The sequence below is a fragment of the Anaerorhabdus sp. genome, from assembly GCF_036657415.1.
In the GTDB taxonomy this organism is placed as follows: domain Bacteria; phylum Bacillota_I; class Bacilli_A; order Erysipelotrichales; family Erysipelotrichaceae; genus Anaerorhabdus.
Genome location: NZ_JAVXGL010000047.1, coordinates 1 through 7,493, shown reverse-complemented (window position 1 = coordinate 7,493; position 7,493 = coordinate 1). Strand labels below are relative to the sequence as shown.

Below are 7,493 nucleotides of genomic sequence, written 5' to 3'. Positions count from 1 at the left end.
ACTGGGAATGCTTTAATAAATGAAGCACCCATTGTTAAACCATTTACTGCTTCTGTTAATGAAGTACATCCTGGAGCGTAAGGAATTTGGTAACGATTGCACATCTTAGCGACACCTTCATCATAATTTGGCGCAATAATAAATTGGGCTCCTGAAAGTATTGCATGCCTTGCAGTTTCACTATCAAGTACTGTTCCAGCACCCACACAAATATCTTTTTTAAATCTTGATGCGATTGCCTCAATAACTTTACCTGCATTATTCAATGTATAACTAATTTCCAATACATCAATACCACCATTTAAACAACCTTCAGTTATCTCTAATCCTCTTTCAATTGTTTCTACACGTACAATCGCTAATGCTCCTGTATTGTACATACGCATTGTGGTTTCAGCTTTACGCATCTTATATTACCAAGTTGTGATAATATTCAATCACTTCCTTAACTTTCTCTATTTGTTCATCGTTTAAGGGTGACACTGGATATCTAGCAGGTCCTGCATTACATCCCTTTCCATCAAGACTTACACTCATTTTCATGATTGCTGGTGTTGTCGCAAGTTTTAGCACTGCACGATACGGTTCAATTGAATCTTGATAAACTTTTGCTTTTTCTAAATCATTCGATTTATAACTATTATAAATTCCTAAAATTTCTTTAGTAATACAATTGCTTGTTCCCGCTACAGCTCCATGTGCACCTAATTGTAGTCCTTTAAGAATTGCCGAATCAGATCCAACTAATACTTTAATATCTGTTCCTTTTACTGCCTCAATATATGATTTTAAATTATCCATATTACCACTACTATCTTTTATTGCTTTAATATTTGGACAATGGACAAGTTGCTTTAATATATCTGCCGATAAGTTCATTCCTGTACATTTTGGAATGTTATAAATAATAATTGGTAAGTCTACATTTTTCGCAATCATTTTATAATGATTTACAATTTCTTCATCTGTAGGAATCAAGAAATAAGGGGTTACAACAGAAACTGCATCCGCTCCTAAATCTTTCATAATGTTTGATAAACGAATTACTTCTTGTGTACTATTTGCACCTGTTCCAACATAGACAGGTACACGATGATTTGTTTCTTCAATAACTGTCCTTGCAAATGCTATTTTCTCTTCTTCTGAAAGTACGTGAAATTCACCATTAGTCCCTAGCGGAAATAATCCATGTACACCTCTTTCAATTAAACGATTTACTAATTTTCTTGTTTCATTTAAATCAATAATTTGAGTATCATCCGTAAACGGAGTAACAATCGGGGTAATGATTCCTTCGAATTCCATCTTATTTATCTCCTTCTTGTATCTTACGTATACTTTCGCCTAAACTTCCACCTGGATGCCACTTAACATATTGATTTAAATCTAAATTTTTAGCATCTTGGAGTAATACACTCAATGATTGTAATACTAAGATTTCCGATAATATTGAAGCACGCGGTGCTTTGTTCAATATATCTCCTTCTTTATCAACATGTGCAAGTAAACACACTTCAGAATTTTTTGACAGCCATGAGTTTTTGTTTCCGGTACAACTAATAATATGTGCACCATTTCTATGTAATGTTTCAACTGTTGCTTTCAGTTCTGTAGTTTCTCCACTATTTGATATAGCAATAACAACATCCCCTGAACGCACTTGACCACTTGAGCCATGAACTGCTTCAGTACCATGTAATTCATATGCTGGTGTTCCTGTGCTTGAAAAAAGTGATGCAACATATCCTGCAACATGACCCGGTTTTCCGATTCCTGTCACATGAAGTCTTCCTCCATTTTTCTCACTAATTAAAATAATTTCTACTGCTTTTTTTAAGTCTTCTTTATTTATATTTTCTATGTTTTCAGAGATTTCATTTTTTACTGTATCTAAGAAACTATCTAATTTATTTTCCATCATGTATCTCCTTTTTCAATAGTCGATCATACTCTTTGTTATAACGATTTAAGCTTTCTAAAATACAGTTTGTATCAATCGCTGAAATCGCAATTTGTAAATAATCTTTAAACTGTTCCAGCAATTCTAACTTTCCAATAATTCCAAAAGCTTTATGATATTTTCGACAACAATCTTGAACAATTTTAATATTTTTATAAAGCTCTATTGTATCTTTACCATCTGGTATTCCAAGTGAAATTGATAAATCTGCTGGTCCTACAATGATTGCGTCTATGCCATCAACACTGACAATTTCTTCCACATGTGCGATACCTTGCACTGTTTCTATTTGAGCAATTGTTATTGTTTCTTTATTAAGATTCAACATGTTATTTTCATGGTTACCACTAGGTGCATACATTGTGTTTGCACCTCCTGCATAACCACGATTTCCTAATGGCGGATACTTTGACCAATCTCTTAATTTTATTGCTTGTTCTCTTGATTCAACCATTGGCACCATAATTGCATTAGCTCCGGCATCCAGTATTCTTGATACATATCCTTTACTACATTCAGGTGCTCTTACAAATATTCCAATGTTATTTGATTTTGCCAGTAAAGCACAATTGTGAATTGTTTGTAAATCAAACATCGCATGTTCCATGTCATAAAATAGAAAATCAAGATTTGCATTTTTCGCTAGAAAAACCATTGCTGTACTATCTACAATTTTCATAAAACATCCTTTGATATAGTTATTGCTCATTTTTTCTTTAATCATATATAGCTCTCTTTTTAAAATGAGAACAGAGATTTTTCCCTGTTCTCATCTGCTTAAATTATTGAATAAATATTTTTAATACGTTGTAAATTCCTGTACCAATAATGTTGTAATCGATGTTAGGGAAACTAGCACCTGAAATACCTAATTGTGCAAATGCTGGATATAGAAGTAATGGTAATACCACCAATCCAATACCGATGACAAATGACCCCGCAAGTGCACCTTTCCATCCACCATAAGCATTTCCAAATACTCCACAAGTACCTCCAGAGAAGAAGCAAATACCAGCAGCTGGAATCATAATAACTGGACTCTTAAATAAAATCATTAACAGCATTCCAAATAGACCACCAACAAATGAGCCTACGAAACCAATAACAACTGCTGTTGGAGCGAATGGGAAAATCGCTGGACAGTCAACTGCTGGTTTAGAGTTAGGAATATATTTTTCAGAAATAGCAACGAATGCTGCAGTAATTTCTGCAATGAATTGACGAACCCCATAAATCAATACGCTCATACCTGCAGCGAATTGTAAACCTTGTAATAATGGATATACAAACCATAAATCATTTCCTGACATTGCTGTTACAGCTTCAAGATTTCCTGTAGCTACACAAGCAAATACAGCGATATAGAATAATACAACCATGAAGATTGCAATTGAGAAAATGAAATCTCTAAATAATGAGAAGAATTTTGGTAATTTAACACTACTAGAATCTGATTTAGTTTCTTTATTTGATTTCGCAAATAATTTACCAATCAATCCAGAGATTGCATATCCAATACAGTTGAAGTGACCCATTGCTAATTTGTCATCACCTGTTATCTTATTCATGAATGGTTGACATAATGTAGGAAGTGCTGCTCCACAGAATCCTAAGATAATACCTCCACCAATGATTGTTACTACTGATGGTAAATCAAATGCAATAAATACTAATGCTAATACACATGCAAAGTATAAGAAGTGTTGTCCAGTTAAGAAGATTGCTTTAAACGGTGTGAATTTAGCAAACAATAAGTTGGCTGCAAATCCTACTAACAAAACTAAAGCTACTTCTGTACCATAAGTATCAAGTGCCATTGCAGTCGCAACTTCTACTTGCGTTGTTACACCTTGAATACCAAATCCTGTATTAAATAACGTTGTGAAGTTTCCAACGATTGTTCCAATAAAACTTGAACCAATATTGAAAATCATAAATCCCATAATTGTTTTAGCTGTTCCTGAAATTACATCTGTTGCTGGCTTTCTTTGTAGTAGTAACCCAACTAAAGCGATTATCCCTACGATAAGTGCAGTATTGCGCGTTTGCGCTAAGATTGCATCTAACATTTTCTATCCTCCTATTTATTTATTTTTTTGAGTTAAAGAATTCATCAAGCTTAGCTTTGATTTCTTCTTTATCCATGATATTACGTATACCAATTGCATATGGAACTTGATTTGCAATTTCATGCGCAACATCTTCCATAGTGATTACAACATCTCCATTAAACCCTACAAGAGAATCTAAGTTTCCATGTTCAACTTGTAAATCCATTTTTTGTTCACTGATAACTTGTTCCACTTTAATCTTAAGCAACATGCTAGAACCCATACCAGCACGACATGCAACTAATCCTTTATACATGTTTCTTCCTCCTATAATTGATTAATATAATCGAGTATTTCTTTTGGACATTTTGATTGATCTAATAGATCATAGAATTCTTGTTGTTCTAATAATCCCGCTAAATCACTCAAAGCAGATAGATGTGCATTGTTATCAACCGCAGATAGCGTGAATATGTATTTTACTGGATCGTTATCTTGATTACCAAACTCAATTGGTGTTGCAAGAGTAGCGATTCCAATGGCGCCTTCAATTACTCCATCTTCCGGTCTAGAATGAGCCAACGCTACATGTTTTGTCAAAACAAAGTAAGGCCCCATTTCATGTACCGCGCGTATAATTCCATCAACATAGGATTCCTTGATTTTGTTTGCATCTACTAATGGCTTAGCTGCTTTACGTATAGCATCTTGCCAATCAGTTGCTTCAATTTTTAAATTGATTAGATTTTCACTCACCATGTCTTTTAGCATTTTTTCTCACCCCTTTTTCTTTTACAACTACATCTTATTCGTAATCCTCAATAACAACAATCTTTATTGAGTCCAACATTTGTTACCCTACCTAAACAAAAAATAAACTGTCACTTATTTAGACAGTTTATTTAATTCATAGTTGAGGATATAATCACTTATTTCCTGCGGAATCTTTGCATTATCCAATGTTTCATAAAACTCTTTTTCATTAAACAGTGCAACTAATTCACTTAATGCATTGAGATGCGTTTCATTATCTAAAGCTGTCAAAAAGAAAATATATTTTACTGGATCTAAATCTTTCGCACCAAAATAAATTGGAGTTTTAAGTGTTGTAATTCCAAGTCCAATTTTAAGTGCACCGTACTCTGTCTTTACATGTGGAAGTGCAATGTTTGTTGTTATTACATAGAAAGGTCCATTTATTTTAGTTGTGGCAATTACTTCTTGAATGTACCCTTCAGTTGCATAATTATGTTCTACAAGTTTTTCTCCACTCATTCTAATTGCTTGTTCCCAATCAACTGCATCTAATTGTATATTCATTAAATGAGGATCTGCCATTTCGGATAATTTTAAATTTTCTTTCTTTTCTTCATAATACTCCGTCATAGAAAAATAAGTAATCAAGTCGTTGGATAATCCTATTTCATTTTCAACTGTTCCGTATTTTTTAACAATGCTTATTATTTGTTCAATATTAGGAATATTACTAAAAGTATTTTTTAGTTTCATACAAACTTCGCGAACCACTTGATATCTTTCTTGCATATTCATAACTGGACGAACATAAATAATTGGTTTTCCATTTAATGCATCTTCATCAATAAATGTTGTTGAAAAAACAATATCATACTCTTCTTCAACATTCTTTAAGTTGTTGCTTTCTAAAGGTTTTAGGAAATGTATTTCTGGTAACAACGAAGTTAATTCAGAATAAAGAATTGCCGAACTTCCTAATCCATTACTACAAATGATTAGTCCTACTTTTTGATTTCCTATTTTTACCATTGCGCGATTTGCGTAAATAGCACCAAAATGCATTGTTAAGTAAGCAACTTCATCTTCTGGAATTGGATGACCAAATAAAGCTTCTAGTGGTTTTACTGTCTCCAATACCAATGTATATAATTTAAAATGTTCTTGCTTCACCTTTTCTTTTAACGGATTCACAATTGGAAGATGATACAACAAGCGATAATATGTTGGTCTTAAATGACAATATAACTTTCTAAATATATCTTCACTATTTTTATATTGAACACCACTTAAGATTTCAAAGCGATACATTAATCTTTCTACTATATTCGCAATTGTTAGACAATCCGTAGTATCTTCTTCTGGATTCCCTACTGATAGACCAAGTATCCATGCTGTTAAATATAATATTTCACTTTGAGCGATACAATCACTTTGTTTATAATTCAAAATCAAGTCACAAACAAAGGCATACTCTTTAGTCGTTTTCATTAACTCTATTGTTGAATGATCAATATCACTTTTAAAAATATCACTGTTTCTGCAATTCACAATTCTTGCTTTCAAAAAAATAAAGATGTAAATAAATTCACCGAGGCGATCTTCTACAAATTCCATTCCATGTTTTTTTGACAACTCATCAATTACTAATTTAGAATACTGAAAAATATCCAAATGATTTTCTTCAATAAACAAGTCAAAAAATTTCCCATTATTTTCTTTCGAGAAAGTTTCAATAACTTCTATCATCATAAACCTTCTCAAATCTAATTCTTTCCCATAAATAAAATATCCACGATTACGATCATAACGTACTTCGATACTATATTCTTTGCACATTAACTCTAATTCTTTCAACTCATTTAAAACTGTTGATTTTGATACTTTTAAACTATCTATAAAATGATTCAATGAAAGATATGGCAGTTCTATAAACATTAAAAGATACATTGTAAGTTGTCGTTCTCTTGAAGACAAAAAATAATCTTTTTCTGTGTTGTCTAGAATAAGTGAGTTCAACTTGTTACGTATCTCTTGTGTTATTGTAATCGCAGATTGAAGTACTTCTATTTTTTCTATCTTCGCACTCATAAGTTCTTGATTAATTTTATCAAGACGGTATAAAACCTGCCTTCTTGTACATGAAGTTTGTTGCTCAATCTCTTTTAAAGTTAGATAAGTATTTTTGCAGAGTAAATTCATCAATGCATATAATTTATTATCCATGATATCTCCCCTTATTCTTATACAAGTCTATCATAACTTTTCGAAGTTAAAAGACAAGTTTTATTTTTGTTCACTATATATACAATGTTTACACCTATCATAAAATCATATGTTAACTTATATTTTAAATTCAAAAAGAATAATAACTATAAAATAATAATTGATTAATTTTAGGAAAACAGAATTCATTGACTATAAATGTTTAGGAGGTGCCCAATGACACTTCTTAATAGGAACGCTATCGGCTGGCTTGTGATGAAAGACATAAAAAAGATGAACTACTTAATTTTAGTTCTAATCCTACTTTATTTACTAAAGAGCCAAGATAAGGATTAGGTAGTCACATTCCAGTATGTAGCGAAAAGAAAGAGAGGATTAACGGTCCTCTCTTTTCCTTTTTGAACTACTTATCTTAGTACACTTACTATAACATCGTTCAGTTCTAATTTAAACTCACTCACCATCACTTTTATACCATCTTGTATAAAAAGAAAAAGAGATTG

The 7,493-nt window shown here is 32.2% G+C and carries 7 protein-coding genes and 1 pseudogene; all 8 read right to left on the bottom strand.

Going from position 1 to position 7,493, the window contains the following annotated elements; all coding sequences use genetic code 11:
• A pseudogene (locus RSB60_RS07615) lies at positions 1-407 on the bottom strand (ketohydroxyglutarate aldolase); the annotation flags it as partial.
• A 1-nt stretch (position 408) separates the two neighbouring features.
• Positions 409-1,305, bottom strand: coding sequence for a 4-hydroxy-tetrahydrodipicolinate synthase (gene dapA / locus RSB60_RS07610; RefSeq protein ID WP_332615536.1), 897 nt, complete (start codon positions 1,303-1,305; stop codon positions 409-411).
• A gap of 1 nt (position 1,306) precedes the next feature.
• Complete coding sequence (locus RSB60_RS07605) at positions 1,307-1,918, bottom strand: SIS domain-containing protein (RefSeq protein WP_332615534.1); 612 nt, start codon at positions 1,916-1,918, stop codon at positions 1,307-1,309.
• Entirely contained in the window at positions 1,908-2,684 is a 777-nt protein-coding gene (locus RSB60_RS07600; RefSeq protein WP_332615532.1) for an HpcH/HpaI aldolase family protein, read from the bottom strand. Before RSB60_RS07600 ends, RSB60_RS07605 begins: the two co-directional genes overlap by 11 nt.
• 58 nt (positions 2,685-2,742) lie before the next feature.
• On the bottom strand, positions 2,743-4,029 hold the full coding sequence (locus tag RSB60_RS07595) for a PTS ascorbate transporter subunit IIC (protein ID WP_332615530.1): 1,287 nt from the start codon (positions 4,027-4,029) through the stop codon (positions 2,743-2,745).
• A gap of 19 nt (positions 4,030-4,048) precedes the next feature.
• A complete protein-coding gene (locus tag RSB60_RS07590; protein ID WP_323381674.1) occupies positions 4,049-4,327 on the bottom strand; it encodes a PTS sugar transporter subunit IIB in 279 nt (92 codons plus the stop codon).
• A gap of 11 nt (positions 4,328-4,338) precedes the next feature.
• The gene (locus tag RSB60_RS07585; protein ID WP_332615528.1) at positions 4,339-4,782 is read right to left on the bottom strand and encodes a PTS sugar transporter subunit IIA; all 444 of its coding nucleotides are present in this window, start codon (positions 4,780-4,782) and stop codon (positions 4,339-4,341) included.
• 114 nt (positions 4,783-4,896) lie between these two features.
• The gene (locus tag RSB60_RS07580) at positions 4,897-6,990 is read right to left on the bottom strand and encodes a BglG family transcription antiterminator (RefSeq protein WP_332615526.1); all 2,094 of its coding nucleotides are present in this window, start codon (positions 6,988-6,990) and stop codon (positions 4,897-4,899) included.
• Positions 6,991-7,493 lie beyond the last annotated feature (503 nt).